Origin of the sequence: Algimonas arctica, from assembly GCF_014652695.1 — a bacterium.
GTDB lineage: Bacteria > Pseudomonadota > Alphaproteobacteria > Caulobacterales > Maricaulaceae > Litorimonas > Litorimonas arctica.
In genome coordinates, this window is the sequence record NZ_BMZH01000002.1 from 180,972 (window position 1) to 207,917 (window position 26,946).

The window sequence follows — 26,946 nt, forward strand, 5'->3', positions numbered from 1 at the left end:
CTCGAAAGCCCATCATGTCCAAGCGTAAAAAAGTTGTTCTCGCCTATTCTGGCGGTCTTGATACCTCGATCATCCTGAAATGGTTGCAAGAGGAAAAAGGCTATGAGGTCGTCACCTTTACGGCGGACCTGGGTCAGGGCGAAGAACTGGAGCCTGCGCGCCGCAAGGCTGAGGCCGCTGGTGTCAAAGAAATCTACATTGATGACCTGCGCGAAGAATTTGTGCGCGATTTCGTCTTCCCGATGTTCCGCGCCAATACGGTTTATGAAGGGCTTTACCTGCTCGGCACGTCCATTGCGCGGCCGCTGATTTCCAAACGCCAGATCGAAATTGCGCATGAAGTCGGGGCCGACGCGGTCTGTCACGGCGCAACGGGCAAGGGCAATGATCAGGTCCGGTTTGAACTGGCTTACTATGCGCTCGATCCAGAAATTAAAGTCATCGCCCCGTGGCGCGAATGGGAATTGAACTCCCGCACCTCACTGCTGGACTATGCCGAGAAACATGGCATTGAAATCGCGGCCGACAAGCGCGGCGAAGCGCCGTTTTCCGTCGATGCGAACCTGCTGCACACCTCCTCCGAAGGTAAAGTTCTGGAAGATCCGAATGAGGATGCGCCGGAATATGTTTATCAACGCACCGTATCCCCTGAGGCCGCACCGGACAAAGCCACCGTCATTGAGATCGGATTTGAGCGCGGTGACGCCGTGTCGATTGATGGCGTCGCAATGTCGCCCGCCACCTTGCTGACTAAACTCAATGAGCTAGGCGGCGCGAACGGCATTGGCCGTCTCGACCTGTTAGAAAACCGTTTTGTCGGCATGAAGTCACGCGGCGTCTATGAAACTCCGGGCGGGACAATTCTGTTGATGGCGCACCGCGGTATTGAGCAGATTACGATGGATAAGGGCGCTGCGCACCTCAAAGATGAGCTGATGCCGAAATATGCCGAACTGATATACAATGGCTTCTGGTATTCACCTGAACGCGAAATGCTCCAAGCCGCTATCGATGCCAGCCAAGAGATGGTGACAGGCACGGTTCGCTTGAAACTCTACAAAGGCAATTGCGACGTCGTCGGCCGCGCCTCACCTTACTCGCTCTATAGCCAAGAACATGTCACTTTTGAAGAAGACGATGTTTATGATCAGGCCGATGCCGGCGGGTTCATCAAAATCAACGCCCTGCGTCTGCGCCTGCTAAAAGCGCGGGATCGTAAGGCGGGGAAGAATAACTAGCGCCTTTACAGCCGCAGTCTAGCGCTTCACGGTCTTCCCATAAGGGGAGACTGGTCATGATATCACGACGCGATTTTTTGAATGGGGCGCCGATTGCGATAGGGGCGGCGCTATCTCCGGCCTTACTGAATGCCTGTGCGGAGACCGGGACGGTCGACCCCTTCGCGCTCCCGAGTGGTTACTACCCGCCCGCGAAAACAGGCCTTCGGGGCAGCCACGACGGGTCGTGGGAACCGATGCACGGCGTCGTATCCGGCGAAACGATTGAGCACGGCGCACCCGGAGAAACTTATGATTTGGTCGTGATTGGTGCGGGCATGAGCGGGCTGGCGGCGGCGTGGTATTTCCGCGAAGCCAAGCCCGACGCGCGCATCCTGATCCTGGATAATCACGACGATTTCGGGGGCCACGCCAAGCGTAACGAATTTGATGTGAACGGCACATTCCGCATGGGTTATGGCGGCACGGAAGCCATTGATACGCCGAGTGGATATGACCCGGATGCGATGCGTCTTTTACGCGGGGTCGGGATCGAGGTAGATCGATTCTTTGAATATTTCGACCAAGAGTTCTGGGACCGCGAAGGCCTGTCCAAATCCATCCTGTTCGACGCCGAGACGTTTGGCGAAACCAAACTCGTGCCCGGTTATGGATCGCGTCCGTGGGCCGAGTTCGCCGCCGACATGCCCGTTAGCGATAGCGCCAAAGCAGAGTTTGTGCGGCTGCAAACCTCGACCGAGGATTACCTGCCGGGTCTCACATTTGATGAGAAATACGCGTTGCTGCGCAAGACCTCCTATGAAGACTTCTTGCGCGACTATGCCCGGGCCCCCGAAGAGGTCATCAATATTTATAAACGCTGGGGCATGAGTTTTTGGTGCGTCGGCATGGACGAAGTGCCGACGACCCTGATCCAAAATTATGATGGCGGCCTGCCCGGCGTCGCCCATACGCTACCGCGCACCGGATCACGCAATGATGATCCGTATATTTTCCACTTTCCAGACGGCAACGCGTCAATCGCGCGGCTGATGGTGCGCAGCCTGATCCCCGACGCGATGCCCGGATCAACCATGGAAGATGTGGTCTTGGCCAAAGCCGACTATACTGCACTGGATCGTCCCGATCAGCCCGTGCGGTTGCGTCTGAACAGTACGGCGGTGAAGCTCAACAATTTACGCGACGGCGTGGCTGTGACCTATTCGCGGGCCGGGAACACGCACACGGTGCGCGCCGGACACACGATCATGGCTGGCTATAATATGGCGCTGCCCTATCTCTGTGATGAGCTGCCAGAGGCCCAAGTCGCGGCCCTGGGGTCCGTGCCGAAAATCCCGCTTGTTTATACTAAAGTCGCCGTCCCTGACTGGCAGCGATTCAAGGATATCGGCACAGATTTCGTCTATTACCCCGACGGATTTTATAAGCAGGTCGAGTTCGCCTATCCCGTCTCTATCGGCGGTTATAGCGCCGTGACCACGCCGGATGAACCGATGGTCCTACATATGTGTCATGTGCCGTGGGTGCCGGACACGCAGGGGCCCGCACAATGGCGTGAAGGACGGATGCGCATTTTGAGCACGCCGTTTGAGACATTCGAGCGCCATGTGAAAGCGCAACTCAGCCAAGCCTTAGCGGGCCATGACTTTGATCCGGAGCGCGATATTAGCGCGATCACGGTCAACCGCTGGCCGCATGGTTATGCCTATTCGTCCGAGTTAATTTGGGAGCCGGATTACGCCAGCGAGGCTGACAAACCGTGGGTGATTGGACGGCAAGCAATCGGGCGCATCCATGTGGCCAATTCAGACGCAGGGGCAAAAGCCGATACGGGCGTTGCGATGGCGCAAGCCCACCGCGCGGTCATGGAAATCCTCGCGGCTTAGTTCAGTCCTTCGACCGTCTCCAAAAAGGCGAGCACCTCGGGCTCGCCAGCAACAGGATCGCTCGTCACCGTCTTGGTCAGTGGGAATTGCGCTTGGGCGTAATCCGGTGACGGTTGTGCAGCACGAAAAATCTGCCCCAGAATAAGCATGATCACCACCCCGGTCAGAAGCCCCATCAAGAAGGGCTTACGGGCACTGGCTGTAACCGGTCCGGTTTCGGGTTGCGGATCGGGATAGGGCGCGTGACTTGGGGGGAGCTTCCCCCGACCTGTGAGCCGCGACAATAAAGACGCGCGAGCGCCCGCAGGCTCTATGACCGCGCTAGGCACAGTCGCTTGCGGGTAGGCATAGGCGGGCTGCCCCGCATAATTTGGGTCATAAGGCCCATTTTGATCAAATTGCCGTGGCGCGTAGGCTGGGTTTTGGGTGTCCATGCCGGGATAAACGTCCGCATCGGTGTATTGCGCCGGATATGGCGGCGCGGCCTGTTGCGCGGGAGGCGTGGCTGCGTGGCCCGGATAGGGCGCGCCAGTCTGATAGGGGGGCGCTGCATACGGGTCGCCCTGATAAGGCGCAGAGTGATGGGACGGCGGATCATAAGGCCGGGGGGCCGCGTGTGGCAGGTTATCTTGCACCAAGGGGGGCGGCGTTGTCACAGCGGGCGTTGCGGAGCGGGCTGAATGGGCTGCCAGTCCACCCGCAGCGCGTCGGGGATCAAATGCAGGAGCTTGCGGCCCTGTTTGGGGCGCGCTCCCGCCTTGTCCCGCGCTGCTGTCAGGATTCCGCCAAACTTGGGGCGTGTGGCCATCAGAGGGCGGGACGGAATCAGTCATCAAGTGAGCCTTGTCAGCGGACCGATGCGCGCTCGGCCGTGCGTGACGCGGTTGAACCATGCCGAGGCTAAGACGGTGTTAAAAACCCGCCTTCCAGCCAAAATTATTTCGTAAGCGAGACAATCGCCATCGTCAGTCGCGGACGGCATCGGCAGGAAAGCGGCGCTATGTATGGGAGTTCCTGTCTAACCACGCCTTGTAACGCTTCGTTTGCACGGCTTGATTTTTCTGCTGCACGAGCGACGCGACGACCGGATTGACCTTGTTTTTCGGCGCTTTTCCGTGGCTCATCCGGCGCAGGTTCGCTTTGGCGATGGCCATATTGGCGAGGCTTCGGATGGCAGGAATTTTCCAATTTACCGTCTGCACGGGGCCGGCGATATTTTCGCCCGCTTTCCAGCGATTGGGCAAATCCGGCGTAATAATCAGGGCCCGCGCCATGCCGACCATCGCGATTCCGGCGGTGCCGAGTACGCGGTCGGCCGTATCGCGCTGTGTCACGCCGCCGGTCACTATTAAGGGCATCGTCGCCGCCGTGGCAATTTGCTCTGCAAATTCGAGGAAAAACGCTTCGCGTCGAAGTGTGCTTTGACTGACGCGCCCATCCGCACTTTCGCCCATCATGGCGGAGCTTTCATACGTCCCGCCGGAAATTTCGACAAAATCAATCGCTTCTTTTCCGAGCCATTCGACGACTTGGGTTGCGTCCTTCACCTCAAACCCGCCTTTTTGGAAATCAGCTGAATTGAGCTTCACACCGACGATAAAGTTTGGGCCGACCCGATCACGGATCGAGCGGACAATCTCAAGCAAAAGCCGTGCGCGATTTTTCAAGGACCCGCCCCATCCATCTTCGCGGCGATTGGTCAGGGGTGAGAGAAATTGCGCCAGCAGGTAGCCATGCGCCGCGTGGACTTGCACGCCGTCAAACCCGCACGCTTGCGCGGCCACTGCCGTCTCCCCGAAATGCCGGATCAGGCCACGGATTTCACCGTCAGTCATGGCGCGGGCGGAGGCGAACATATTATTAATCGCGTCCGAACCCATATCGAGTTTCGAATCTGATGCGCTCACCGCCTCTTGGCCTTGCGCCGCATAGAGCTGCCGTCCCGGATGGCTGATCTGCATGACCAATTTCGTATCATTCGCTTGGCCCGCTTGCGCCCAGCGTTCGAACCGCGCGCGCACGTCCGGATTATCTAGCGTGTCGCGTTTTAACACCACCGCGCCCGGACCAGTCAGAGCGGTTTCATCAACCATGACATTGCCCGTTAACAGCAGGCCTGCGCCGCCTGCCGCCCACGCCGAATAAAGATTGACCAATTGTTCGCCCGGCACTTGGCCCAGGCCCGAAACCTGGTCCGCCATGTTTTCTTCCATCGCGCCTTTGGCAATCCGGTTCGACAGGACGTGCCCACAAGCAAGCGTCAGGGGAGAGAAGAGTTCGGTCATACCATCGCCCCTAGGGCATCTTGGATCAAAGAAAAAGGCTCCGCCAAAGCGAAGCCTGTATTCATATCTGGCGGTCTTGCCGCCACCGCAGCGTCCAGATTAAGCGGCTATGATCTTGCTACTCCCAACGTCAGGCAGCGTGTCCGTTATATTGGCCTTGGCCGTTTCATAGGCAAATTTGAACGGATTTCCGGTCGAGGCCCAAACGGCCGCCGTGATCGGCACGAATTTCAACATCAGCATCTTCGGATCGCCTTTACCGTCCGGGTACCAGCTCGCGGCAATCGGATTCCAGAACCGCTCAATTAGGGTTGGATCATTCAACACAGGATAAATCGCGCCTTCGACGCACGCCTGATAATCACTCCCAATATGAGTTGCCATCACGCGGGCGCCCGGATTTTTCATGATGGCTTTGCCGAGGTCGGACGTGTTATCCGAGAAGAAATAGATCACGGAATCGCCGCCCTCTTCGACCGTTTTGACCGTTTGCTTATCAATTTGCGGGGCCATCGGCTGCATATGTTCACTCGCAACGGGTGAACCCAGCATAACGCAGCGCGCGCCTTTAATTTCTTTGAGCAGCTGGAGTTTAGGTTCAGTTTCGAATTTCGATAGATCGGCCATTTGGCGGTTGCTCCATTGAGTGTGTTGAACCCAAACAACGCGTTCATAGTAAACGCAGTTCCCTTATGAGTTTACCGCCAGCAAATTTCGTCGAATGTATTGACCTTGGCCTATGAGTGAATTCACCCTAAACATTTGGTCGTGCGCAGACTCACACTCTTACTAATAATACTGAGCGCCGCTTGTGCGCCAACGCCACGTGAGAATCCGTTCGAACATTCGCCCGCAACATTTATGGCCGTTATTGCAGAGCCTGTTTCAACGCGGCCGGATGATAATTGGAACCCTGTCACAAGAATTCCCGGCACCGAAGAGAACGAGTACGTGGACACAATAATCGTCAGCAATGGACAACCCTATTACCGTGAGTTCCGTGTCATTGATGACCTCGATAGCGGCTACCGTGGCCGCATAATTAACGCCGTTATTAAAACTGAATTTGAGTACAAGCTTTTAACAGACGTAGACAGGGTCCTTCTTTTTTTGAAGCGAGGTGGCGATAGTTTTTCTCAAGTTGAAGAATATGAAGTCTTTCCAACCAAACGGCGCGGGTGGGCAATATGTACAGGCACGCAACCCGAGCTCATACTAGAAACAGTGACATCACAACCGATCATGTTCGTTGATAGTCCCGCCATTGAACAAGATCGTGAATCGACTCTGTGTACATATGGGGTTCCCATAGAGACGATAATTGAAATCCAAACCAGCTACTTTAACGAACGTCACGTTGATTGACGTCGCCGCCAAGCCTTCCAAAGCCCGTAACCGCTAATCAGCAACCAAAACACTTCGATCACGAAGCTGGCGAGATTAAAGGTGAAATAGAGCGACACCATAATCAGCAGCGCCCCGCTGCCATTGACCGCGGAAAAGCGCCAGTCCTGCGCCGGGAGGCGGTCCGTCTGAACACCCCAATAAGCGCATAAGATCAAGGACACGCCTATCAGGCCAATGAGGTCGGGAAGAGTCATATCATGGCTTTCTTCGTGGTCACACCGCAAGCAGGCGCGCCAACAAACCGCATCGTTAAGTTAATCCGCCCGCCCTTGGGCACAAGCGCGCTTTGCCCGTAATAGACGCGGCTAACCCCGTGATAGCAACGGCGCGCGGGGCCGGACAGGACGACGACGTCGCCGGAGAAGAGTTTAATTCCCGCCGTCTTTCCGCCGCGCGCATCCCCGCCAATTCGAAACATCGCCGGATCGCCGAGGCTCACGGAGACGACGGGCGCATTCATGTCAAATTCGTCTCGGTCGATATGCATCCCCATTTTCGCGCCGTCACGATACCAATTGATCAGGCAGGCTTCCGGCGGCTCGGGCCAATCCGTGACCTCCCGCCATAAATTTGAGAGTAAGTCCGGCAAGTCAGGCCATTGTACGCCTGTGTTCGGATGGGTTGCCTCATAACGATATCCCCCCTCACGATCCGTCACCCAGCCCAGCGGACCAAAATTACTCATGACGACAGAGAGCGGCGCGCCTGTGCGCGGCATGGTCGGTTGATAGAATGGGGCCTGCGCGGTTCCCGCCTTGACTGCATCAATCAAGGCCACCTGTTGGTCGGGCGAGAAGTAGAGCGGATAGTGGGCGAAACCGTCGGGATAAGTCATTTGTGCGCCCCTATATCATCCGGGCGAGCGAGCTAAAGAGACGATCGCGAGCGGATAACACCCGGTCTCGCTTCCCAAATTCGCCTAAATCCCATGAAACACCCACAGAGAGTGGATTTTCTCCCGCATGCCCCCTTGCGAGTTGCGTATCCCCTCCCATATCGGCTGGGAATGCTTCCATTGGGCCCGAAACGGGACGTGTGGGGGCTCGCATCATATTGATTTTATTGGGCGCTGGGATCAGGCCCATATGAGGAGCAGACATCATGTCGAAAGTAATCGGGATCGATCTTGGGACCACCAACTCGTGTGTGGCCGTAATGGACGGCGACAAGCCCAAAGTGATTGAAAATTCAGAAGGCGCGCGCACGACCCCGTCCGTTGTTGCCTTTACCGAAGGCGGCGAACGTTTGATCGGGCAGACAGCCCGTCGACAGGCCGTCACCAACCCAGAAAACACTTATTACGCTGTCAAACGGCTGATCGGTCGTCCGTTCACGGATAAAGCGGTCAAAAAAGACGCCAAACTCGTTCCGTTTGAAATCGTCAAAGGCCCCGGCGGCGACGCCTACGTCCAAGGCCGTGACAAGGCTTACAGCCCGGCTGAAATCTCCGCCATGATCTTGACGAAGATGAAAGAAACAGCGGAAGACTATCTCGGCACACCCGTCACACAGGCCGTTATCACGGTTCCAGCCTACTTTAATGACGCCCAACGCCAAGCCACAAAAGATGCCGGTAAAATCGCAGGCCTCGAAGTCCTCCGCATCATCAACGAGCCAACAGCGGCGGCGCTGGCCTACGGCCTTGCCAAAGATGAAGGCAAAACCATCGCAGTTTACGATCTGGGCGGCGGCACATTCGATGTCTCCGTGCTGGAAATTGGCGACGGCGTCTTTGAAGTCAAAGCGACCAATGGCGACACGTTCTTGGGCGGTGAAGATTTCGACATGCGCATCGTTGAATATCTCGCCGACGAATTCAAAAAAGAACAAGGCATTGAGCTGAAGACCGACAAGTTGGCCCTGCAGCGCCTGCGCGAAGAGGCCGAGAAAGCCAAAAAGGAACTCTCCTCCGCGTCGAGCTATGAGGTCAACCTCCCGTTCATCACCGCCGATGCCACAGGGCCAAAGCACCTGAACATGAAGCTGACCCGCGCGAAGCTGGAAAGCTTGGTCGATGACCTCATCAAACGCACAATCACGCCGATCAAAAAAGCGCTCGCCGATGCGGGTCTTAAAGCGTCCGACGTTGATGATGTTGTCCTCGTGGGCGGCATGACTCGGATGCCCGCCGTTCAAGCCGCTGTGAGCAAGTTCTTCGGTAAAGAGCCCCACAAAGGCGTGAACCCGGACGAAGTTGTCGCGATGGGCGCGGCCATTCAAGCTGGCGTGCTGCAAGGCGACGTCAAAGACGTGCTCCTGCTCGACGTGACACCCTTGTCTCTCGGTATCGAAACTGAAGGCGGTGTCTTCACTCGCATGATCGACCGCAACACAACGATCCCGACCAAGAAAAGCCAAGTCTACTCAACCGCGACCGACAATCAGTCCGCTGTGACCATTAAGGTCAGCCAAGGCGAACGCGAAATGGCGGCGGATAATAAGCTGCTGGGTCAATTTGATCTGGTTGGTATTCCGCCGTCTCCGCGCGGCATGCCGCAAATTGAGGTGACGTTTGACATTGATGCCAACGGTATCGTCAACGTCACGGCCAAGGATGTCGCCACCGGCAAAGAACAACAGATCCGTATCCAAGCGTCTGGTGGTCTTAACGATGACGACATTGCCAACATGATCAAAGACGCCGAAGCTAACGCCGAGGACGACAAAAAGCGTCGTGATATGGCCGAAGCGACCAATCAGGCCGAAGCCATTGTCCATAAGGCTGAATCGGATTTGGCCGAACATGGCGATAAGATCGACGAAGAAACCAAAGCGACGATCGAAACCGCTTTGGAAGAAATGAAAGCCATCATGGGCGACGGAGAGGCTGACGCCGCCGGGATCACCGATAAGGTTCAGGTCCTGACATCCGCTCTCATGAAAATGGGTGAAGCGATTTACGCTAGCGCAGCGGCTGACGAAGAAGCCAAAGCCAAGAATGCGACCAAGCCCGGCGATGATGTCGAAGAAGATGACGACATTGAAGATGCTGAGTTTGAAGACGTCGATGACGAAAAGTCGGCGTAACACTCGCGAACAGGCCTCGCTGGCAACGGCGGGGCCTTTTGCTTTACGGCCAAATTGAGGTCTTAAGCAAATTATGGGGACGACACACCACATAGACCCGTTCGGCACATTTTCTTTGCCGCCGACACGCGAGCGCATTCGCGCGCGCGCGGACGGCTGCGCGGATACGCAGTGGGGTCATTGGATGATTAGTCTGCACCGGAAACGGGCGATACGCGGTCTCTCTGAGCCGTTTGATGTGACCGTCGCGCCCGGTGTGAACGCGCGGCTTTACCCGTCTGGTAACCGGTGTGAAAAACGGGCGCTCGCGGGCGTGCAAATTTGGGATGCCCAAGAACGGGCTGCGCTGCGCGACGCCGTGCAGCAGACCGAAGGGCGCTTTACCTTCCTTGATATCGGCGCCAATGCCGGGCTCTATTCCTTGTTCGTCAATGCCTATGCCAAAGCGTCCAAGCGGAATGTACGATTAATTGCTGTCGAGCCAAGTACGGAAATGTCCGAACGGTTGACGGTCAACGCCCAAGCCTCTGACGCCACAATTGAGTTGATCCGCTCTGCGATTTCCGATGCCCCCGGCAAAGCCAACCTAAGCGATGGCGACGGTAATCGCGGCGAGGCGCAGCTCTCAAAGACCGGTGAGAGTGACATAGGTGAAACCGTGACTGTCGAAACGCTCACGAGCCTGTGCGGCCGTTTGGGCATCACCCATATTGATGCGATGAAGCTTGATATTGAAGGCCATGACGAACGGGCCTTACGCGCTTTTTTCGACCAAGCGCCGGAAACACTCCATCCCCGACTTTTGATTGTCGAAACCTCTGCGGAAAACGGGGCCACCTTGATTGAACTTGCCCAAGCGCAAAACTATCTCGTGTCGGACTCAACCGCCCTCAACGCCATTTTGAAGAAACGCTAACATGTCAAAACGCGACTATTACGAGGTTTTAGGTGTGGCGAAAAACGCCGACGCCAAACAACTCAAATCGGCCTTTCGTAAGGCCGCCATGGATTGTCATCCGGATCGTCATCCCAACGATCCAGATGCCGAAGGCCGATTCAAAGAACTCAACGAAGCCTATGGTATCCTCTCGGATGAGCAAAAACGTGCGGCCTATGACCGGATGGGCCATGCGGCCTTCCAAGGCGGCGGCAGTGGCGGTGCGGCCGGTTTCCAAGACTTTGGCGACATTTTCAGCCAGATTTTTGGCGGCGCTGGCGGTGCTGGCGGAGGCTTTGCCGATATGTTTGGTGGCGGCCGGGGCGGACGACGCGCCCAAACCGTCGCGCGCGGCTCAGACCTGCGCTATGAAATGGAAATCACGCTCGAAGAGGCGTTTCACGGCAAAGACATCGAGATTGAAGTGCCGATTGCTGAGGATTGTGAGCGTTGTGACGGTATGGGCGCAGAACCCGGCGCGTCTATTGAGAGCTGTGACACGTGCGGTGGGGCCGGACGAGTGCGGACGCAACAGGGCATGTTCACGATGGAACGCCCGTGCCCAACCTGCGGCGGACAGGGCGAATATGTCACTGACCCCTGTCATGAATGCGACGGCCAAGGCCAAGTGCGCCAGTCCACTGAATTAGACGTCTCTATTCCAGCCGGTGTCGAGGACGGCACACGCATTCGCCTGTCCGGACAAGGCGACCAAGCGGCCAAGCGCGGGGCCACCAATCGCCAACGCGGGGACCTCTATCTTTTCATCTCGGTTAAACCCCATGAGATGTTCGAGCGCGAAGGCGCGAACCTGTTCATGCGCGCCCCCGTTCCGATGACGGTTGCGGCCTTAGGCGGCGACATTGAAATCCCGACGATTGATGGTGGACGGTCCAAAATCAAAGTGGATGTAGGCAGCCAATCCGGCAAACGCATGCGCCTTCGGGGCAAAGGCATGACCGTCCTGCGCAGTGCCAGCCGAGGCGATATGTATGTCGATCTGGCGGTTGAGACGCCAAGCCGCATGAGCGCGCGTCAAAGAGAGCTGCTCGAAGAATTCGCCCGTGAGGGCGGCGACGAAATTAGCCCGGAGAGCAAAGGCTTTTTCGATAAGGCCAAACGTTTCTGGGACGAATTGGTCGATTAGATTTAAACGTTGGTCATCGCCTGATGCGTCGTCTCAACACGATTTCCCAAAGATTACTTTTCACAGGCTTAATGTCTGCTCTCGCCACGCTGTTTGGGAGTTACACGGCCGCACGGCGCATTTTCGGACAAGCCGACGTCCTGACGGATGTATTAAAAACCGCCGTGATCATCGCGGTCGGGACCGCTATGCTGAGTTTCTTCTTCTGGACGCTGACCCATTTGAAAAAGGCCTCGCCAGCTCGCGGAGCGGTCGCGGGGCTCCTGAGCGCCCTATGCGTCATTCCCCTGCCCGTGTTCGCGTGGAAACTTAAAACAGAGCTTCTGGCCGCCTATACCCGAGATCCGAGCCATCTTCTGGGCACTTTTTTCGAGACGGTTCCATCCGCCATCGGGACGGGTTTGCTGACGTACCAGACAGTAACCAAAGCCTCTCTTATCGCTGTGGTTCTAAGCTCGGCTCTGGGGTATGCGGTATCACGCTGGCATCTGCCCGCCGGAACGTCGCGGCGCCGGCCGTAATTGAGCGCCACAGGTCCTCGACCTCATCTTCCTCTGCAATGTCGCGCGTATGCTGCCAGAGCGTACGAATGAAGTCGCCCTGATCGTCTTGCGCAAGTTGACCGGACCAGCTGGTAATCGAGCCATAGTCCGTGAAACTGACAGAGAACGCGACAACATCGCCTTGCGCCCATCCGGTAAGAGCGAACTGGCTGTCTGCATCTGGTTTGCCGAGCTCGGTCCGGTAGTGACCTGTGAGCGAGCCATCATCCTTGACGGATAATTCTACGGCGGATCCGGTTTCGTTGACCCACAGACCGTCGAGGTCATGCGCGGATGCGGTATTCGCCGACACGGTTTGGCATCCGGCCAGTATGGTGGCCATGAGAACAAGCTTACGCATAGTAAAATCCAAGCCCGAGATAGGTTGCAACGGTCAGCCCGCCTGCCACCAGCGCATAGGGCAATTGTGTGCGAATATGGTCGATATGATCCGAGCCTGTCGCCATCGACGCGATGATTGATGTGTCTGATATAGGGCTGCAGTGATCGCCGAACACGCCGCCCCCAATTGCGGCCGCGATAGCGAGTGAGGGGTCCATGCCGTAGCTCGTGGCCAAAGGCACAGCGATCGGGATCATGATCGCGAACGTCCCCCAACTCGTTCCGGTCGAAAAGGCGACGAAACAGCTAATCAAGAAAACCAGCGCGGGCATCAGCGCGGGCGAGAGGAATTGTGACGTAACGTCGGCTGTGAACACACCCGTCCCGAGCGTCCGGCATAAGGCCCCCAGAGCGAAGGCGAGCAACATCAGGATCGCCAGCGGCACCATGCCCGCCATCCCTTTCAGGGCGGTCTCGACACTGTCCCGGACCCCCAAAAGACCTTGGGCTTTATACATGAGAATTGCGAGCGCGGTCGCGATGGAGGTCGCGTAAAGCACAGCGGATGAGCCTGAGCCGTCCTGTAACCGCGCGAACCAGCCCTCGCCCGCCCCTGTCATAATCAGGAATGTCGGCACCAACACAACCATGGTTAGGATCGGCACAATCATATTGACCGCGCGGGGCGTGGCGCCGGGGGCGGGCTGAATATCGGAGGCTTCGTCTGCAATCATCGGCACAGCGCCGTCGCGCAAAATTGTACCGCGTGCTTCGGCCGTTTTCATTTCACCTATGTCCCGACGCGTCAGGATCACGATCAGTAAGATCACAATGATGAGCATAGGATAGATATTGAACAGGGTGGCTTGGATCAATTGCGAAAAGGGCTGGCTCAGCCCTTGCGCCGCAATCAACCCCATCAAATACGCGCCCCACGCGTTAAACGGGATCAGCACGCAAGATGGCGCCGAGCCCGTATCGGCGATCAGGGCGAGCTTCTCTCGCGGCATGCCGAGCTTATCTGTTACGGGCCGAAACAATGTGCCTACGGTAAGAATGGAAATATTGCTCTCAATAAAGATCAGCATCCCGGTCCCGAGCGCGAGCAATTCGACCAACACGCGTTGATCCTTGGCGCCCGCCGACTGTGTGCGTTTATCCAGCCAAGCCAATAGGCGTGCGATAAATCCGGCAACACCGCCTGAGCGTTGAATTAGCGCGATGAGCGCCCCAACAACGAGGGTGAACAGTATAATCCGGGTGTTGCCCGCATCACCAAACACGGCAACGGCCGCATCAATCGTATCAAAGGTCGCGGCCACAGGATTTCCGCCCGCGAGGATAAGGTAGCCCGCCACGATACCGAGACCGAGGCTCAGGAAAACCTGCCGCGTCAGCAGCGCCAGGCCAATGGCAAGAACAGGCGGTAGCAATGACCACCACCCGGCTGTTTGAGAAATATCCATACGGGCGCTTTGCCTTTGATGCGCGCGCTTTACAAGACGGGCCGGAACGCTAGGCGGGACCTATGTCGTTTTTTGGGAAGGACAGGTTATGGGTCAGTTATTCCGCAAAGAAGCGATGGAGCGACGGTCACGCGCTTTGTTTGGCGAGGTTATACTTCGTGGTCCTTTACCCGCATGGGTCGTTGTCGGGCTACTTTTTATAACGATCGGGCTCATCGGGTTTGTGCTGTTTGGCATCAATGTCGGGGATCAAACGGTTTGGAGCTGGCTACGTGATTAGTCGGTTCACCTCCAAAACACCCGTTATTTTACAAACAGAAATGACGGAATGTGGCCTCGCCTGCTTGGCGATGGTCTCGCGCTTTCACGGCCATGATGTCGATTTGAACAGCCTGCGGGAAAAATATCTTCTGTCCATGCGCGGCACGTCGCTCAAACAAATCATCAAAATTTCGGGCGAGTTGTCCCTGTCACCGCGTGCGCTCAAGGTGGATCTGGATCAGCTACACAAGCTGGCGCTACCCGCGATATTGCATTGGGATCTCAACCATTTTGTTGTGCTGACCCGTGTCCGCAACGACCATATCGAAATTATTGACCCCGGGATTGGCCGCAGGACCTTAAAACTGTCCAAAGTTTCGGATCATTTTACGGGCATTGCGCTCGAACTTACCCCGGCGGCAGATTTCCAACCTGTCACCGACCGCATCCGCCCGAAACTCTCTGATCTTTGGTCATCCCTTGTCGGGGCCAAACGCGCCGTCGCGCAAACGCTCGCCCTCTCCGTAGCCCTGCTCGCGACACTTCTCCTCGCGCCATTCTTCTTTCAACTGATTGTCGATGCGGTCCTGCCGAGCCCAGGGCAGCCCGGAGGGGATCGTGGCTTGCTCATCGCGTTGGCCGTTGGGTTTGGCGGATTAGCTGTGTTGCGCGCCGTGGTCGAAGCGGCGCGGGGCTATACGATTATCACCTTTGGCGCACAGCTATCGCGGCAAATGGTCGGAAATATTTTCCGCCATTTGATCCGTCTACCCGCACGCTATTTCGAACGTCGCCATGTCGGCGACATTATCAGCCGGATGAATTCAACGCAGCCGATCCAAGAAGCCCTCTCGCATTCGGTTGTCTCGGTCCTGATTGACGGGATTATGGCCGTCTTAATGCTGGTCATTATGTTCATGTTCTCGCCGCTCTTGGCGTTAATCGTGGTCGCCACGACGGCTTTGCTCGTTCTCGCGACCCTACTCATCTATCCACGCCTGCGCGCCACCCAAGAAGAGGCGATCTATGCGCGTGCGCTGGAGAACAGCCACGTTATTGAGAGCATTCGCGCGTCAACGACTGTTAAATTGTTCGGGCGCGAAGCCGAACGCGAAGCAAGTTGGGCCAATCTATTCACGGATTTCGTCAACGCCGATGTTGGACACCAACGCTGGAATGTGGCGCAAACCTTCGTGCAAACGCTCATCATTGGCTTACAAGTTGTGGGCGTTGTTGTGGCCGCTGCTTGGGGCATGACGCAGCCAGGGTCGACGTTTACAGTCGGCATGCTTGTCGCCTTTTTGATCTACCGCCAGTATTTTTCCGACGCCGTGGTGCAGCTTGTTACCAAGGGCAATGAGTTTCGCCTGCTTTCGCTTCACCTCGACCGACTGGCCGATATTGTTCATGCTCGCACAGAGACGGATCAAGCGGGATATGAGCCCTTAGGGGACGTCAAAGGTCGGATCACATTGGATGCGGTGACCTTCGCTTATTCGTCTGAGGATCCCAATGTCGTCACAGACTTTACGCTCGACGTTTCCGCTGGCGAAATGGTGACTCTGACAGGCCCAAGCGGGGGCGGGAAAACCACCTTAATGAAGCTCATGTTGGGGCTTTATGCGCCGATCGACGGTCATGTGAAAATTGATGGCCGCGACCTATCTACCATTGATCCCTCCGCCTGGCGTAACCGTGTTGGCGTTGTCATGCAGGACGACCGCCTTCTCTCTGGGACTATTGCGGATAATATCGCGTTCTTCGATCCTGAAATTGACATGCAGCGGGTCACGCGCGCCGCGAGCGCCGCCCGCATCCACGACACAATCGTTGCGATTCCTATGAATTACCTCGCCATGATCGGTGATATGGGATCAATTCTGTCAGGCGGACAGAAACAACGCTTGCTGCTGGCGCGCGCGCTCTATCAAGAACCCGATGTGCTTTTCCTTGATGAAGGAACAGCGAACCTTGATGTCGAAACAGAGGCAGAAATCGTCAGCCTTGTAGCAGGATTGGCAATAACGCGGGTTATTGTCGCCCACCGCCCTGCCTTCCTTGAGGCCAGCGACCGAATTATCCAGATACCGTAGAGCGGGATTTATACATTTACACCCCACTATTGCGTGAAATTTATAATTATACCTCCTTTACGTGTATAAAATACCGCGTTTTAACAGTCTGTTAACCATAATTGTCCCGATTTAGCGACTTAGCGCTTGTTAACGATGACTGAGTCTTGTCTAAATTGGTACTCACGAGTGGTATCCTCCGCTCGTGTCACATCTAGAGGGATCAACTCACATGCGTGAACTTACAGTTGAAGAACTTGACGTCGTAACCGGTGGCGCACCGATTATCGTCGACTTTTAGTCAAACGATAGCGCGAGCTATCAATACTATGTGGACTACAACCCGCTCTTTGAGCGGGTTTTTTCTTGCACCTGAACACGCTTCCTTAAGGTCATTTGTGTAAATTGAAGCGAAACTGGAACCTATTTTATTCAGATGCTTAGAAGTCTGCTTGTAATTTTTTGTGCATCCCTTTGCTCATTCACTGTAGCATTGGCCGCTGATGCACGCCCAATTAATGAGTCAATTGTCGAGTTTCTCAATCAAAAAGAATGGACCCCGCTAGAACTCTTATCATCGACAAACACTGAAAAAATGACGGTTAAGCTCATTCAAGAGGCCTCAGAAGCACTTTATACATTTGATTCAGACCGGCTTGGAAAATCGATCACAGACGCCAAGAATGCCGACATCGTCGGCGATATACATTGGGATCGAACGCTCCTCTTTGTCGAAGGTATTTCGGATATCATTGCGCAAAGTGATGACGCCACGCGCACAGAAAACTTGATCCAGTATTTGGATGGTTTCGGTTTCGCAGATGATTGGTTTTTAAATTCAGTCTCTCAAAGCCTCTCGGCCTTCTTATACGTGTCCCGAAACCAACTTCTCGTCGGCACAGAACGTATTGATTCCGCGATGAAAGTCATCCCGAGTGAGCTGTCCCCACAGGTGACGTCGGCCCGTATTCTGGCCTCTGACATCGCGATGGTCTTGCATGGCTTGCAAGGGAAACCCGACTTTATGCTTGAAGCCGCTAGGCTGCAAAGTCAGGCCAAGGCGAGTATTGGGGAAACCATTGATCGTTATGAGCTCATGACAAACTTTGTGTATGCCCTGAATCGCGCGCGTGAGTACGAAAGCGCCGCACAGGTCGCCGAGTTACTTATTGTAGAGCCTCACTCTGAGACAACTGCGTCTGGCGTTGCAGAAGCCTATATGGCGGCGACGTTTAATGAGATTGGCGATTATAATCGTGCCGAAAGATTGTCTCTCACCGCCTTGGAGAGCACAACGCACGCCGCGATTGAATCCCGCGCGACCCTCGAACGTTTGGTTGCATTGGCCGGGCAAGGTAAAGTTGCTGACGCTGAAAGTCTCATGACAACACGGGGCTGGAAACATAGTCCCGGTGAATTACTCAAAGACATTGATAACCAGTCGATCCTACACGCCGAAGCGCTTCTCGCGATGCACCGCGACGAATCCCCTTATGCGCTCGCGCTGATGAAGCGCCGGGCCGATCTCCTGATCAATCAAGTTCAGTCCGCAAATTCAGCTGATATTAGCGCCATGCTGTCTAATTTGGAAAACACACGGGACCGACAGGTCGAACGCGAAGGCGCGCTGCAACGCGAAACGGAGATGAGAGCCGTACAGCTTGAGCAAAAGACCAAGCTGAACCGCTTGCTCTGGGTTCTGATTGGCGGGCTAACGATTGCCTTTAACTTCTTGCTCGCTTTCCTGCGCTACCGCGAAAAACTCAGTGTGAAAGTTCAAAGCTTGCAAGAAGATGCGCTCTCGGCTGAAAAAATGAAGACTGAATTTCTCGGCCTTATTAATCACGAAATCCGCACCCCTCTCAACGGTATTATCGGGATAAGTGACGCGATGATCCATCATGCGCCCAACCCAACAATGCGCGCACAAGCCGAAATCGTACAAGAAAGCGGGCAGCTCCTCTTTGACCTGCTGGATAGTCTGATCACCATGTCGACGATTGAGGGCAATCGCCTGTCTTTAGACAAAGAAGAGGACGTCCTCGCGAAAACCATTCGGCGTGAAGTAGCCGAATGGGACAATGCCGCGGCCAAAAAAGATCTCATCTTCACTCACTTCATTGGCGCAGAGTTAGAAGACGCGGTCATTACCGATCACAAGCGCATTCGCCAAAGCCTGCACTATTTATTGTCCAATGCTATCCGCTTTACCCAAGTGGGGCGCGTGCATCTCCATGCGACAGCGATACAAGACAGGAACGGCCATCTAGACGTAACCATCGTTGTTGCTGATACGGGTCAAGGGATCAGTGAAGATGTTCAATCGCGGCTGTTCCAGCCCTTCTTGCAAGCTGACGCGACTATGACACGCAAATATGGCGGAGCCGGCCTCAGCTTGGCCATTGCGCGTAAGCTAGCGCGTATGATGCGGGGCGACTTAGTCGTTAAATCACGCGAAGGCCGCGGGACTGAGTTTACCTTTACGGCCCGGATTCCTCTGGCTGAACCCACGGCACACGCTTTGCCAGATGACCGCGCAGCCGCCGCAACGGCCCCTCTTCTTCTGACGCTGGATGATGTCGAGGAACCGGAAGCAATTATTGATCTGATGCTCGGCGAGCAACTCCTCGGCGCGCGCCCAGTCGCTCTAGGTGAAACAAGCACGAGAAATTATAAAGCCACCGGCTAAGCCGACGGCTTATTGATGACGGGTCTCGTGAGGCAAAGCCCTTTGCCTTTAGGAAGACGGACGAAAGCCTGACACTTTACGCGCCGTAAGCTGCGCAAAAATCAAACCGCCGATCGCGCCCGCGACCATTTGCAAACCAATGCCCAAACCGTCTCGTGCGCCCGCAATCATATGAATGCCAAAAAACGCCTGTTTCATCAGCAATAACATCACCAGCATCGCCACGGCCCCGGCCACAGCAAAAACAATCGGTCGTCCAATTCCGGCGAAATAATAGACCAACAAACCCAGCAAATAGGCAACAAACGTCCCAATGCTGACAAGAACGATATACATAGAGCCCAGATACATAAGGTCATAGATGGTCATGGAAAGGCGTTGCCCGATCCCGACATCCGCACCGATATACGTTAGCCTAGCAATGACGTTTTGCGTTTGTAGCACGACCCCAACGATTGTTGTCGTCACCGCCCCCAAAAGCCAACCCACTAGAAATTTTAGAAACGTCGCCAAATCGCTCTCCTTACCTTGCGCCCACCCACGCTAAGCCTAGTATGGGGCGCACGTCAAACCTGTGGAGATAAAGATGAAGACAAGTTGGACAATTGGAACGGTAGGTCTTGCCGCAATACTCTCGCTATCGGCCTGTCAGGAACCGCAGCCCGCACCGGATCTGCCAGAACGCCCCGTTTCTGATTTCCAATTAGACACGGTAATTGATGGCCTGCCGTCTCCTTGGGCTGCCGCCGTGATGCCTGATGGGGCTTATTTGGTGACAGGTAAATTGGGTCAGCTGTGGCGCATAGACGATGGTTCGAGCGTCGAAATCACGGGACTGCCAGAAATTTTGACTCAGTTCTCTGACAACCGTGTCGCAACGGGCGGCCAAGGCGGATTACTGGACGTGGCCCTCGCCCCTGACTTTGCGCAGAGCGGCACGATCTATCTCTCTTATTCCTATGGCGACTGGACCAATAACGGCACGGCGCTGTTGCGCGCGCAGTTAAACGGCAATCAAATCACCTCATCAGAGACAATTTTCCGCGCCAGCCCCGGTAAGGAAGCGGGTAGCCATTTTGGTGGCAAGATCGCCTTTCCCGGCGACGGCACATTGTTGCTGAGCCTAGGGGACGGTTTTTCTTTGCGCGAGGAAGCACAAAAGCCCACCTCACATCTCGGTTCGATTGTTCGCCTGACCCTCGATGGCGGCACGCCTACGGATAATCCAGACTTTGGCGAAGATGCCAAGCCGCAGCTCTTTTCAATTGGGCACCGGAATGTGCAAGGGCTCGCCATTGATCCGGCGACAGGCGCAATCTGGGAGCATGAACACGGTCCGCGCGGCGGCGATGAGCTCAACCGATTAGAGTCGGGTGGCAATTACGGCTGGCCGATCGCGACATATGGGCGAGATTATCAAGGCGCGCGGATCAGCCCGATCGAAGATCACGCGGGCTATTCCGCGCCTGTGCATTATTGGGTCCCATCTATCGCGCCATCAGGCCTCGCCATTTACCGCGGCGATGTGTTTGCGGACTGGAACGGCCATGCACTGATCGGCGGGCTCGCGTCCGGTGATCTCCGTCGGGTTGATCCAGAGACCGGCGAGGAAGAGATCCTGCTGAGCGATGCCAAGACAGAGGTTGACGCATTTCGAATCCGCGACGTTGATATTGATTCAGACGGGGCTGTTTTGCTTGTGGTCGAAGACAAAACCAATGGCCGGCTCATTCGTGTGAGCCCTAAAAAATAAGGAATATCATTATGACGAAAGGTGTCGGCGGTAAAACAGCCAAAGAGGCGTTAGCGAGCCTCGACGATATGACGGCAGGGGCCGTCCCTATTTCCCAAGATGAATATGCAATGCGTATAAAAAAGGCGCAATCGCTGATGGCGACACAGGGGACGGACGCGCTTTATTTGCATGCTGGCACATCTCTGTATTATTTCACAGGTACCCGCTGGCCTGGTTCTGAGCGTATGGTGGGGGCGCTGCTCCTACCTACTGGCGCGCCAATCTATATTGCGCCGGCTTTTGAAGAAGGCACGCTCCAACAATATATGGCCGTTAAAGGGGACGTCCTGACATGGGACGAGCATGAAAACCCCTATGGTTTAATCCGACAGCATCTCAGCTCACGGGGTGTCACTAAAGGCCAGCTTGGCATTGACGAAGCAACACCTTTCTTTGTGTCCGACGGCATTGCGCAAGTCAGCCCTGACTTAAAGCTGACCAATGGCGCTTCTATAACCGCGGCCTGTCGAATGATAAAATCATCGTCTGAGCTCGCGTTGATGCAACGTGCAAAAGATATGACATTGGCCGTCCATAAAGCGACAGCCTCTATGCTGCATCAGGGTATCACGACGGACGACGTCGGCGCTTTCATTGATGCGGCGCATCGAAAAACGGGCGCGGCCAAAGGGTCTTATTTCAAAATTATCCTATTTGGTCCGGACTCATCATTCCCCCATGGGGTAAAAGATCCGAAGCCTCTGGAGCGTGGCGACATGGTCTTAATTGACACGGGCTGTCAGCTGCATGGTTATATTTCAGATATTACGCGGTCCTATGTTTTTGGCGAACCCAATGACAAGCAAAGACAGGTTTGGAACGCGGAAAAAGCGGCTCAAGTCAAAGCGTTTGAGGCCGCACAAATCGGCGTCCGGTGTGGGGATGTGGATCTGGCCGCGCGAAAAGAGTTGAGCGCGAGAGGCTTCGGGCCCGGATATGAAACACCGGGCTTACCCCATCGTACAGGGCACGGTATCGGTCTTGATATCCATGAATGGCCCTATCTAAATTGGGGCGACGACACCCCTCTTGCACCAGGAATGTGCTTTTCCAACGAACCGATGATCTGTCTCTACGGCGAGTTTGGGGTTCGCCTAGAAGACCATTTTTATATGGGCAGTGACGGCCCTGTTTGGTTCACAGAACCCAGCAAGAGTGTTGATGATCCATTTGGATAAACCCAGTGTGACGTCACCGTTGCCGCCAAAGTCACCGTCGTGACGGACGAGCGGTCCTCATAAAAAAACCCGCCCCACAGAGCCTGCGGGGCGGACATTAAGGCAGCGTTCGCCGTCCGGTCTTAGCGGTAATTCCGATCATAATCCGATTGGCTGACATGGAAGACCGCGCCGCTGTGTGGATCTGTGACCCGTACAAGACCAGACGTTCCCCTGACCGGACTGGCTGTATAACGCGCCCCGGAATAGTGGCGTGTCGATGAGGCCGACGGTACCGTTTGGTAGCCTGAACGGTGGGTCGTTCCGCTCGAATATGTCGGTTGGCTATAGCTCGACACGGTTGAATAATGCGGCTGACTATAGCTGGACCCTGTGTATGTTGATCCCGAATACGTCGTCGTAGGCTGGTACCCATTTGAATAAGTCGACCCCGTATATATCGTTGTCGGCGTGTAAGTCCGGCTATGGGTGACCGGGTAATGTGTGGCCTGATATGAGCGTGGCTGGGCGTAAGTCGTGGTCGGATAGGTTCGCGCATATGTCGTTGTCCGCTCACCATAGGAATAGGTCGTGCTCGGCGTATAGGTCGTTGTTGTCGACGGGTAGTAAGCTGTGCTTGTCGACGGGTATGAGTTTGTCGTCTGATAAGGCTGCGGTGTGCGGTAAGCCGCCGTATTATATTTAGCGCAGTTCCGATCGCCCAAACGCGCGCCAACAGCGGCGCCAGCGCCGACGCCTACGACAGTCCCGAACGTCCGGTCTCCGCTTTCAAGCTCATTGCCGAGCAATCCGCCCGCGATCCCGCCGAGCACACCGCCGATCACTTGGGTTGTGTTGTCACGGCGTTCGCACTGTTCGTACGCGTCCGTATTCCCTGAATAATATTGGGCCATGACAGGTGACGCTGCGAGCATGGGTAGGGCAACAGCCCCCATTGCAACCCCCGTACGGGCGATGAAGCTTTGAGTTTTAAACGTCTTGGTCATGTGGCTCTCCTGTCCATCATTGCGATGACACAGTTTTGCCCGTTCTGACCCGAACGGGTGCTGAGCACCGCGTTCAGATTTCGTTCACCATAAAAAAAGCCCGGTCACTGACCGGGCTTTCTATTCTTCGGTTTAGGGCGTGAGCCTTAGCCGTCATCGCGGGCCGGACGGCGGCGACGCGGACGCTTTGGCTTATCGTCACTGTCTGCATCGTCATCGTCACGCTTGGCGCGTGGCTTTTCTTCAACTTCGATTTCTTCGCCAGTTTCCTGATCAACGTGCTTCATCGACAGGCGGACTTTACCGCGATCATCGAAGCCCATCAATTTGACCCAGACTTCTTGGCCTTCCTTGAGGAAATCAGACGGGTGATTGACCCGCTCTGGTTTGATCATGGAAACATGCACAAGGCCGTCTTTTTTGCCAAAGAAGTTCACGAATGCGCCGAAATCGACAACCTTCACGACTGTACCTTTGTAGACTTTTCCAGCTTCCGGCTCTTCTGTCAGGCTGGAGATCCAGGCTTTCGCAGCATCGATCGATTTTTGATCGTTGGACGCGATTTTGATCGTACCATCATCTTCAACAGAGACGCGAGCGCCTGTGGTGTCGACGATTTCGCGGATGACCTTGCCGCCTGACCCGATAACGTCACGGATCTTATCGACGGGGATTTGCATCTGCTCGATACGCGGCGCGAATTCACCGACGCTGTCACGGCTTTCTGTCAACGCATCATTCATGCGGTCCAGAATGTGAAGGCGACCCGCATGGGCTTGGGCCAAGGCCGTTTCCATAATGTCTTCGGAGATACCCGCAATTTTTATGTCCATCTGCAAAGACGTGATGCCTTCGGATGTCCCTGCGACTTTAAAGTCCATGTCACCGAGGTGATCTTCGTCACCCAAAATATCGGACAAGACAGCAATACCGGCATCATCTTTGATGAGGCCCATAGCGATACCAGAGACGGGACGCTTGAGCGGTACACCGGCATCCATCATCGCTAATGAACAGCCACAGACAGTCGCCATAGAGGACGAGCCGTTTGATTCTGTGATCTCCGAGACGAGGCGGATGGTGTAAGGAAAGTCCTCAGCCGTTGGCAGGACCGCTTGCAGCGCGCGCCATGCGAGCTTGCCGTGGCCATGTTCGCGGCGTGATGTTCCGCCCATGCGACCTGTTTCCCCAACCGAGTATGGCGGGAAGTTATAGTGCAACATGAACTTGTTCTTCATCGTGCCTGTCAATTGATCAACGAACTGCTCGTCATCGGATGTGCCCAATGTGGCAACACAGATGGCCTGTGTTTCACCGCGGGTGAACAAAGCCGAACCGTGTGTACGCGGCAAAAGACCCGCCATCGCTTCGATTGGACGAACTTCATCCAGCTTACGACCGTCGATCCGTTTCTTGGTTTTGATAACCGAACTACGGACTGTTTCGGACTCAACTGCTTTGAAGGCGTCACTAAAGACGGAGTCAGACATGCCGTCCGGATTCTCATCAGACGCAACCAATTCAGCTTTCGCCGCTGTCTTCGTTGTGCGGAGCGCGTCTTGGCGATCCATCTTGTCTTTCATCTTATAAGCCGCCTTGATGCCTTTTTCGGCAGACTTCTTCACAAGCTTCTTCTCAGCGGAATGATCGGGTGCGTTATACTCGACCATTGGCTTGCCGGCTTTTTCGACCAACTCATTGATGGCTTCAATCACGTCTTGGCAAGCTTCGTGGGCGAACATGACCGCGCCGAGCATTTGCTCTTCAGTCAGTTCTTTGGCTTGGCTCTCAACCATCATGACGGCGTCATGTGTACCGGCAACAACGAGGTCGAGCTCACTGTCTTCCATTTCGTCGAGCATTGGGTTGAGGACATAGTCGCCATCAATCAGACCAACGCGGGCGGCGCCAATTGGGCCTGCAAACGGAGCGCCGGAGAGCGCGAGCGCGGCAGACGCGGCAACGATGCCGATGATGTCTGGTTCGTTTTCAAGATCGTGTTGCAAAACAGTGATGACGATTTGTACTTCGTTCTTGTAGCCCTTTGGGAAGAGCGGGCGGATCGGACGGTCTGTCAGACGAGAGATCAGTGTCTCACGCTCTGTTGGGCGTCCTTCGCGTTTAAAGTAACCACCGGGGACTTTACCCGCAGCATAGAACTTTTCCATGTAGTTGACGGTCAGCGGGAAAAAGTTTTGACCGGGGCGTTCGCTCTTGGCGAAACAGGCCGTGGCCAGCAATTTTGTGTCGCCGTAGGTCGCGTAAACCGCGCCATCAGCTTGGCGGGCGATGCGGCCCGTTTCTAGGGTAAGCGGACGTCCCGCCCAGTCAATCGTTACAGATTGCGTGTTAAACATTATAATTCGTCTTTCATTTCGTACGTCTGCCCCTGCCATCAGGAGCGCGTCGTGTGGCCATATAGCCGGTGCGCGTAAATGCGCGAAAGCCGCCGAACCCCTGTCCGGCGGCCTATTCGTGTCAGTTAGCGGCGGAGTTCCAACCGCTTGATCAAGTCCTGATAGCGCTCTTCGCTTTTGGCCTTGAGGTAATCCAGCAAACGGCGGCGTTTATTGACCATAGTCAGCAAACCGCGACGCGAGTGGTTATCTTTTTTATTGGTTTTGAAGTGTTCAGTCAGGGCCTTGATGCGGTGCGTCAGGATTGCGACTTGGACTTCAGGGGAACCGGTATCACCCGGTTTTGTTGCAAACTCAGTGATGAGTTCGGCTTTACGTTCGGCAGTAATCGACATCGGGCTTCTCCATTAGGTTAGATGTTAAACACGCGCTTCGGAAGCAATTCCGAACCCCGCGGTTGGCATAACGCGACCGGTTGTCCATTACTCTCGACCAAGACCCAATCTGTGTCATGGTAAGGAGAAACGGCAGCGATCGCGCGGCCCTGCCTCAATGCGGTTAGTTGCGGGTCGGTCACGGCCAGCACCGGGATGTCGTCCAGTGCGGTCGAGAGCGGCAACAACCCCTCTTCGGCGCGCGCGCCATCGCACATCTGCTCAAGCGCGTCTAGCGTTATTGACCGCGACAGGTCGAATGGACCGACCCGCGTGCGGCGCAATCGGGATACATGCCCCTCCGCCCCGACGGCCTCACAAATGTCGCGCGCGAGGGAGCGCACATAGGTTCCTTTGCCGCAATCCACCGTCAGGGACGCGACGTCGCCGCTCAGCGTGATCAACTGCACGGCATCAATCTGTACAATCCGTGTTTTCATCTCGACGGGCGTGCCGGCGCGGGCCAGATCATAGGCGCGTTTGCCGTCTATTTTTATGGCGGAATATTTGGGCGGAATTTGGTTCACGGCCCCGACAAAGCGCGGCAGCACAGCTTCAACTTGAGCGCGCGTTGGCCGGACGTCAGACCGACCAATGATTTCGCCTTCCGCGTCCAGCGTGTCTGTACTGGTTCCGAAAGTAATATCGAACTCATAAGCTTTAGCCGCATCCACGAGAAACGGCACCGTTTTCGTCGCTTCGCCCAGCGCGATCGGCAATATCCCGGTTGCCAGCGGGTCAAGCGTGCCAGCATGGCCCGCCTTCTGCGCTTGGAACAGCCACCGCACCCGCCCAACAGCCTTCGTGCTGCCCAGCTCCAGCGGCTTATCCAGCACAACCCAGCCATGCACGGGGTTGCCTTTTTTGCGTCGATTGCGTCCGTTCGGGTCCATGGGA

At 55.6% G+C, this 26,946-nt stretch carries 23 protein-coding genes; 11 read left to right on the top strand and 12 right to left on the bottom strand.

What is annotated here, in order from left to right; translation table 11 throughout:
- Positions 1–14 precede the first annotated feature (14 nt).
- Together IE105_RS03015 and IE105_RS03020 are read left to right on the top strand one after the other, a co-directional pair.
- Entirely contained in the window at positions 15–1,238 is a 1,224-nt protein-coding gene (locus IE105_RS03015; protein WP_189495279.1) for an argininosuccinate synthase, read from the top strand.
- A 56-nt stretch (positions 1,239–1,294) separates the two neighbouring features.
- Positions 1,295–3,124 (top strand): NAD(P)-binding protein, encoded by a 1,830-nt coding sequence (locus IE105_RS03020; protein WP_189495281.1) that lies wholly within the window; start codon positions 1,295–1,297, stop codon positions 3,122–3,124.
- Here the strand turns inward: IE105_RS03020 and IE105_RS03025 are convergent.
- From IE105_RS03025 to IE105_RS03035, 3 genes are all read right to left on the bottom strand, one after another.
- Positions 3,121–3,957 (bottom strand): hypothetical protein, encoded by an 837-nt coding sequence (locus tag IE105_RS03025; protein WP_189495282.1) that lies wholly within the window; start codon positions 3,955–3,957, stop codon positions 3,121–3,123. The two genes, IE105_RS03020 and IE105_RS03025, sit on opposite strands and share 4 nt — an antisense overlap.
- Positions 3,958–4,122: 165 nt before the next feature.
- A complete protein-coding gene (locus tag IE105_RS03030) occupies positions 4,123–5,409 on the bottom strand; it encodes an NADH:flavin oxidoreductase/NADH oxidase family protein (RefSeq protein WP_189495284.1) in 1,287 nt (428 codons plus the stop codon).
- A 99-nt stretch (positions 5,410–5,508) separates the two neighbouring features.
- Positions 5,509–6,036: a pyridoxamine 5'-phosphate oxidase family protein gene (locus IE105_RS03035; RefSeq protein WP_189495286.1), complete on the bottom strand. Its 528-nt coding sequence runs from the start codon at positions 6,034–6,036 to the stop codon at positions 5,509–5,511.
- Between the two features lie 234 nt (positions 6,037–6,270).
- Here IE105_RS03035 and IE105_RS03040 point away from each other — a divergent pair, with 234 nt between their 5' ends.
- Entirely contained in the window at positions 6,271–6,774 is a 504-nt protein-coding gene (locus IE105_RS03040; RefSeq protein WP_189495288.1) for a hypothetical protein, read from the top strand.
- Here IE105_RS03040 and IE105_RS03045 read toward each other — a convergent pair.
- Together IE105_RS03045 and IE105_RS03050 are read right to left on the bottom strand one after the other, a co-directional pair.
- Positions 6,762–7,010, bottom strand: a complete 249-nt coding sequence (locus IE105_RS03045) for a CBU_0592 family membrane protein (RefSeq protein ID WP_189495289.1) — start codon at positions 7,008–7,010, stop codon at positions 6,762–6,764. The two genes, IE105_RS03040 and IE105_RS03045, sit on opposite strands and share 13 nt — an antisense overlap.
- The gene (locus tag IE105_RS03050; protein WP_189495291.1) at positions 7,007–7,651 is read right to left on the bottom strand and encodes an alpha-ketoglutarate-dependent dioxygenase AlkB; all 645 of its coding nucleotides are present in this window, start codon (positions 7,649–7,651) and stop codon (positions 7,007–7,009) included. Before IE105_RS03050 ends, IE105_RS03045 begins: the two co-directional genes overlap by 4 nt.
- Positions 7,652–7,917: 266 nt before the next feature.
- Between IE105_RS03050 and dnaK the strand changes: the two genes are divergently transcribed.
- From dnaK to dnaJ, 3 genes are all read left to right on the top strand, one after another.
- Entirely contained in the window at positions 7,918–9,843 is a 1,926-nt protein-coding gene (gene dnaK / locus IE105_RS03055) for a molecular chaperone DnaK (RefSeq protein WP_189495293.1), read from the top strand.
- A gap of 73 nt (positions 9,844–9,916) precedes the next feature.
- On the top strand, positions 9,917–10,759 hold the full coding sequence (locus IE105_RS03060; RefSeq protein ID WP_189495295.1) for an FkbM family methyltransferase: 843 nt from the start codon (positions 9,917–9,919) through the stop codon (positions 10,757–10,759).
- Position 10,760: 1 nt separating this feature from the next.
- On the top strand, positions 10,761–11,927 hold the full coding sequence (dnaJ, locus tag IE105_RS03065; protein WP_189495297.1) for a molecular chaperone DnaJ: 1,167 nt from the start codon (positions 10,761–10,763) through the stop codon (positions 11,925–11,927).
- Positions 11,928–12,362: 435 nt separating this feature from the next.
- Here dnaJ and IE105_RS03070 read toward each other — a convergent pair whose 3' ends face one another.
- Positions 12,363–12,830, bottom strand: a complete 468-nt coding sequence (locus tag IE105_RS03070) for an avidin/streptavidin family protein (protein WP_189495299.1) — start codon at positions 12,828–12,830, stop codon at positions 12,363–12,365.
- Positions 12,823–14,277, bottom strand: coding sequence for a Na+/H+ antiporter NhaC family protein (locus IE105_RS03075; RefSeq protein WP_189495301.1), 1,455 nt, complete (start codon positions 14,275–14,277; stop codon positions 12,823–12,825). Before IE105_RS03075 ends, IE105_RS03070 begins: the two co-directional genes overlap by 8 nt.
- 88 nt (positions 14,278–14,365) lie before the next feature.
- Between IE105_RS03075 and IE105_RS03080 the strand changes: the two genes are divergently transcribed.
- The 3 genes from IE105_RS03080 to IE105_RS03090 all read left to right on the top strand — a co-directional run bounded on the left by IE105_RS03080 (position 14,366) and on the right by IE105_RS03090 (position 19,299).
- Positions 14,366–14,557 (top strand): hypothetical protein, encoded by a 192-nt coding sequence (locus IE105_RS03080; RefSeq protein ID WP_189495304.1) that lies wholly within the window; start codon positions 14,366–14,368, stop codon positions 14,555–14,557.
- A complete protein-coding gene (locus IE105_RS03085) occupies positions 14,550–16,631 on the top strand; it encodes a peptidase domain-containing ABC transporter (protein WP_233353962.1) in 2,082 nt (693 codons plus the stop codon). Before IE105_RS03080 ends, IE105_RS03085 begins: the two co-directional genes overlap by 8 nt.
- Positions 16,632–17,205: 574 nt before the next feature.
- Positions 17,206–19,299 (top strand): sensor histidine kinase, encoded by a 2,094-nt coding sequence (locus tag IE105_RS03090; RefSeq protein WP_189495308.1) that lies wholly within the window; start codon positions 17,206–17,208, stop codon positions 19,297–19,299.
- A gap of 48 nt (positions 19,300–19,347) precedes the next feature.
- Here IE105_RS03090 and IE105_RS03095 read toward each other — a convergent pair whose 3' ends face one another.
- The gene (locus tag IE105_RS03095) at positions 19,348–19,812 is read right to left on the bottom strand and encodes a hypothetical protein (protein WP_189495310.1); all 465 of its coding nucleotides are present in this window, start codon (positions 19,810–19,812) and stop codon (positions 19,348–19,350) included.
- 73 nt (positions 19,813–19,885) lie between these two features.
- Here IE105_RS03095 and IE105_RS03100 point away from each other — a divergent pair, with 73 nt between their 5' ends.
- Both IE105_RS03100 and IE105_RS03105 read left to right on the top strand, forming a co-directional pair.
- A complete protein-coding gene (locus tag IE105_RS03100) occupies positions 19,886–21,052 on the top strand; it encodes a PQQ-dependent sugar dehydrogenase (protein WP_189495312.1) in 1,167 nt (388 codons plus the stop codon).
- Between the two features lie 11 nt (positions 21,053–21,063).
- Positions 21,064–22,272, top strand: a complete 1,209-nt coding sequence (locus IE105_RS03105; protein ID WP_189495314.1) for a M24 family metallopeptidase — start codon at positions 21,064–21,066, stop codon at positions 22,270–22,272.
- 122 nt (positions 22,273–22,394) lie between these two features.
- Here the strand turns inward: IE105_RS03105 and IE105_RS03110 are convergent, their stop codons facing one another.
- The 4 genes from IE105_RS03110 to truB all read right to left on the bottom strand — a co-directional run bounded on the left by IE105_RS03110 (position 22,395) and on the right by truB (position 26,942).
- On the bottom strand, positions 22,395–23,258 hold the full coding sequence (locus IE105_RS03110; RefSeq protein ID WP_189495316.1) for a hypothetical protein: 864 nt from the start codon (positions 23,256–23,258) through the stop codon (positions 22,395–22,397).
- A gap of 146 nt (positions 23,259–23,404) precedes the next feature.
- On the bottom strand, positions 23,405–25,615 hold the full coding sequence (pnp, locus tag IE105_RS03115) for a polyribonucleotide nucleotidyltransferase (RefSeq protein ID WP_189495318.1): 2,211 nt from the start codon (positions 25,613–25,615) through the stop codon (positions 23,405–23,407).
- A 125-nt stretch (positions 25,616–25,740) separates the two neighbouring features.
- Entirely contained in the window at positions 25,741–26,010 is a 270-nt protein-coding gene (gene rpsO / locus IE105_RS03120; RefSeq protein ID WP_189495320.1) for a 30S ribosomal protein S15, read from the bottom strand.
- A 17-nt stretch (positions 26,011–26,027) separates the two neighbouring features.
- The gene (truB, locus tag IE105_RS03125; RefSeq protein WP_189495322.1) at positions 26,028–26,942 is read right to left on the bottom strand and encodes a tRNA pseudouridine(55) synthase TruB; all 915 of its coding nucleotides are present in this window, start codon (positions 26,940–26,942) and stop codon (positions 26,028–26,030) included.
- Positions 26,943–26,946: the final 4 nt, after the last annotated feature.

Bases quoted from the DNA above. Each gene is read 5' to 3' on its own strand.
- IE105_RS03075 (WP_189495301.1), bottom strand. From the start codon at position 14,277: ATGGATATTTCTCAAACAGCCGGGTGGTGGTCATTGCTACCGCCTGTT.
- IE105_RS03040 (WP_189495288.1), top strand. From the start codon at position 6,271: ATGGCCGTTATTGCAGAGCCTGTTTCAACGCGGCCGGATGATAATTGG.
- truB (WP_189495322.1), bottom strand. From the start codon at position 26,942: ATGGACCCGAACGGACGCAATCGACGCAAAAAAGGCAACCCCGTGCAT.
- dnaJ (WP_189495297.1), top strand. From the start codon at position 10,761: ATGTCAAAACGCGACTATTACGAGGTTTTAGGTGTGGCGAAAAACGCC.
- IE105_RS03020 (WP_189495281.1), top strand. From the start codon at position 1,295: ATGATATCACGACGCGATTTTTTGAATGGGGCGCCGATTGCGATAGGG.
- dnaK (WP_189495293.1), top strand. From the start codon at position 7,918: ATGTCGAAAGTAATCGGGATCGATCTTGGGACCACCAACTCGTGTGTG.
- IE105_RS03035 (WP_189495286.1), bottom strand. From the start codon at position 6,036: ATGGCCGATCTATCGAAATTCGAAACTGAACCTAAACTCCAGCTGCTC.
- IE105_RS03030 (WP_189495284.1), bottom strand. From the start codon at position 5,409: ATGACCGAACTCTTCTCTCCCCTGACGCTTGCTTGTGGGCACGTCCTG.
- rpsO (WP_189495320.1), bottom strand. From the start codon at position 26,010: ATGTCGATTACTGCCGAACGTAAAGCCGAACTCATCACTGAGTTTGCA.
- IE105_RS03050 (WP_189495291.1), bottom strand. From the start codon at position 7,651: ATGACTTATCCCGACGGTTTCGCCCACTATCCGCTCTACTTCTCGCCC.
- IE105_RS03015 (WP_189495279.1), top strand. From the start codon at position 15: ATGTCCAAGCGTAAAAAAGTTGTTCTCGCCTATTCTGGCGGTCTTGAT.
- IE105_RS03025 (WP_189495282.1), bottom strand. From the start codon at position 3,957: ATGACTGATTCCGTCCCGCCCTCTGATGGCCACACGCCCCAAGTTTGG.
- IE105_RS03100 (WP_189495312.1), top strand. From the start codon at position 19,886: ATGAAGACAAGTTGGACAATTGGAACGGTAGGTCTTGCCGCAATACTC.
- IE105_RS03045 (WP_189495289.1), bottom strand. From the start codon at position 7,010: ATGACTCTTCCCGACCTCATTGGCCTGATAGGCGTGTCCTTGATCTTA.
- pnp (WP_189495318.1), bottom strand. From the start codon at position 25,615: ATGTTTAACACGCAATCTGTAACGATTGACTGGGCGGGACGTCCGCTT.
- IE105_RS03110 (WP_189495316.1), bottom strand. From the start codon at position 23,258: ATGACCAAGACGTTTAAAACTCAAAGCTTCATCGCCCGTACGGGGGTT.
- IE105_RS03060 (WP_189495295.1), top strand. From the start codon at position 9,917: ATGGGGACGACACACCACATAGACCCGTTCGGCACATTTTCTTTGCCG.
- IE105_RS03080 (WP_189495304.1), top strand. From the start codon at position 14,366: ATGGGTCAGTTATTCCGCAAAGAAGCGATGGAGCGACGGTCACGCGCT.
- IE105_RS03070 (WP_189495299.1), bottom strand. From the start codon at position 12,830: ATGCGTAAGCTTGTTCTCATGGCCACCATACTGGCCGGATGCCAAACC.
- IE105_RS03090 (WP_189495308.1), top strand. From the start codon at position 17,206: ATGACGGTTAAGCTCATTCAAGAGGCCTCAGAAGCACTTTATACATTT.
- IE105_RS03105 (WP_189495314.1), top strand. From the start codon at position 21,064: ATGACGAAAGGTGTCGGCGGTAAAACAGCCAAAGAGGCGTTAGCGAGC.